Genomic DNA, 2317 nt, shown 5'->3' on the forward strand with positions numbered 1-2317 from the left:
AGAGGTGAATAAGAGACAGGCAGGAGTTTTTGCAGTCTATTTCAAATAAAAATATAATCTTTAGAGGAGCTGTAGAAAATAAATTTATGGGTGACGAATTTGCCAAAAACGATGTTTTCATTTTGCCTAGTTTGATCGAACCTTGGGGGTTGGTGGTAGAGGAGGCGTTGTATTTTGGACTACCGGTTTTGGTAAGCGATCGTTGCGGATCTTCTGAATTAATCAAAAATGGTATAAATGGCTTTGTGTTTGATCCTGCTAACAAAAATAGTCTTACGCAAATAATAAGAAATTTTGACGATACATTATTGCAAAATTTATGTAGCAATGCTGATAGCTATGATATTAATGCCAAAGATATACAGCAAATAAGCTCATACTTATGAAAATTCTAATAATCCACAATAAATACCAATCAAAGAATATTGGCGGTGAGGATATTGTTTATAAAAATGAGCTAAACGCCTTGCGCAAAAAGCTGGGATGTGAAAATGTTTTTTACTATGAAGTCTCAAATGATGATATAAATAAATTTAAGCTTTTTTTTGAGATATGGTTTTCAAAAAAATATTACAAAGAGGTTAGAGAAATAATAAAAAAAAATGGTATTGAAATTGTTCATGTTCACAACTTTTTTCCGCTTCTTACGCCTGCTGTTTTTAAGGCAGCTAAAGATAGTAAAACAAAAGTGATCCATACTCTACATAATTATAGATTGTGGTGCATATCTGGGATCTTATATAGAGATGGTTTTGGTATTTGTGAAATTTGCATGCATAAAAAATTTTCTTTGTCTGGCATTTTAAATAGATGTTATAGAAAGTCGCTTTTGCAAAGTTTTGTGGCACAGCTAGCTTTTTGGTTTTATAAATTATCTGGGGTTTTTAAAAACATTGATTACTTTTTTGTTTTAACAAATTTTCAAAAAGATAAGATTAAAAGTCTTGGAGTAGACGGGGACAAGCTTATTTTAAAGCCAAATAGCTTACAAATGAGCTTTAATACGGAGACACAAAAATATGGCTATGTATATGTAGGGCGGATAGAAGAGTCAAAGGGAATTTTGAGGCTTTTAGAAATTTGGGATCGGCTGGACGAAAAGTATATTTTAACCATTGTTGGTGGCGGAGATATTGAAGCGCAGCTTAGACAAAAATATAAAAAGCCAAACATAATATTTAAAGGAAAGTGCTCAAGGGAAGAGACTATGACTATCGTCTCACATTCAAAGTATTTGTTGCAGCCATCACTTTTGTATGAGACTTTTGGTTTAACTATTATCGAAGCTATGAGTGTAGGAGTGCCTGTTATAGGATATGATATAGGGACAAGAGGCGATTTTATAAAAGATGGTGTAAATGGGTTTTTAAGTGGCCCTTATGAGCTAAAAAGCGTGATAGAAAGATCATATGACTTTGATGGCTACGATAGACTTTCAATGGCTGCAAAAGAGAGCGCAAAGCGATATGAAAATGAGTATGTTATTGAAAAGCAGATTGAAATTTATAAAAATATCTTGGAGAATAAAAATTGAAAATATCAATCGTAACGGTAGTATGGAACAATGCAAAAACTATAAGAGATGCTATAAATTCTGTTTTAAATCAAAGCTATAAAGATGTAGAGTATATCGTTGTAGACGGGGCTAGTACTGACGGTACTATTGAGATAGTTCAAAGCTATGGCGATAAGATCAAATTTATCAGCGAAAAGGATAATGGTCTATACGATGCTATGAATAAAGGTATTAGGATGGCTACTGGGGATGTTGTGGGTATATTAAATAGTGATGATTTTTATGCCAGTGATAAAATTTTACAAATAGTGGCTGATGAGTTTTTAAATAGTAATACCGATAGTGTATATGCAAATCTTGAATACGTATATGCAAATAATCCAAAAAAAGTTATAAGATATTGGAAGTCAAAAAAATATCAAGATAGCCTTTTTAGGTCCGGTTGGCATCCTGCACATCCTACCTTTTTTGTTAAAAGTGAAATTTATAAAAAATATGGAATGTTTGATCTTAGCTTTAAAATCGCCGCTGATTATGAGCTCATGTTAAGATTTTTTGAAAAATATAAGATCACAAGTAGTTATGTTGATGAGGTTTTTGTCAAAATGAGGATGGGTGGTGAAAGCAACAAAAGTATTAAAAATATTATAAAAGCAAATATTGAGTCATATAGAGCGTGGCAGGCCAATGGGCTTTATATAAATCCATTAATGTTTCTTCTAAAACCTTTTTCAAAGATAGTTCAGTTTATAAATAAATCATATGGGTAAAAGTATTTCTGCTCTAATGCTTGTCAAATAT

Annotated in this window: 3 protein-coding genes; all 3 read left to right on the forward strand. The window is 32.0% G+C overall.

Features of this window, described 5'->3' with window-relative positions; translation table 11 throughout:
• The first annotated feature begins 29 nt into the window (after positions 1 to 29).
• Genes CVS92_RS08910 through CVS92_RS08920 form a run of 3 tightly spaced genes read left to right on the forward strand, consistent with a single transcriptional unit; the run spans position 30 to position 2286 of the window.
• Positions 30 to 386 carry a glycosyltransferase gene (locus CVS92_RS08910; RefSeq protein WP_159070364.1) on the forward strand — a complete coding sequence of 119 codons (357 nt, stop codon included), beginning with the start codon at positions 30 to 32 and terminating at the stop codon, positions 384 to 386.
• A complete protein-coding gene (locus tag CVS92_RS08915) occupies positions 383 to 1534 on the forward strand; it encodes a glycosyltransferase family 4 protein (protein WP_107789219.1) in 1152 nt (383 codons plus the stop codon). The genes CVS92_RS08910 and CVS92_RS08915 overlap by 4 nt, the downstream gene beginning before the upstream one ends.
• Complete coding sequence (locus CVS92_RS08920; RefSeq protein WP_107789220.1) at positions 1531 to 2286, forward strand: glycosyltransferase family 2 protein; 756 nt, start codon at positions 1531 to 1533, stop codon at positions 2284 to 2286. The genes CVS92_RS08915 and CVS92_RS08920 overlap by 4 nt, the downstream gene beginning before the upstream one ends.
• Positions 2287 to 2317 lie beyond the last annotated feature (31 nt).

The sequence above is a fragment of the Campylobacter concisus genome (assembly GCF_003048555.1).
Taxonomy (GTDB): Bacteria; Campylobacterota; Campylobacteria; order Campylobacterales; family Campylobacteraceae; genus Campylobacter_A; species Campylobacter_A concisus_AO.

Excerpts from the sequence above, each read along its gene's own strand:
- CVS92_RS08915 (WP_107789219.1), top strand. The coding sequence starts at position 383 with ATGAAAATTCTAATAATCCACAATAAATACCAATCAAAGAATATTGGC.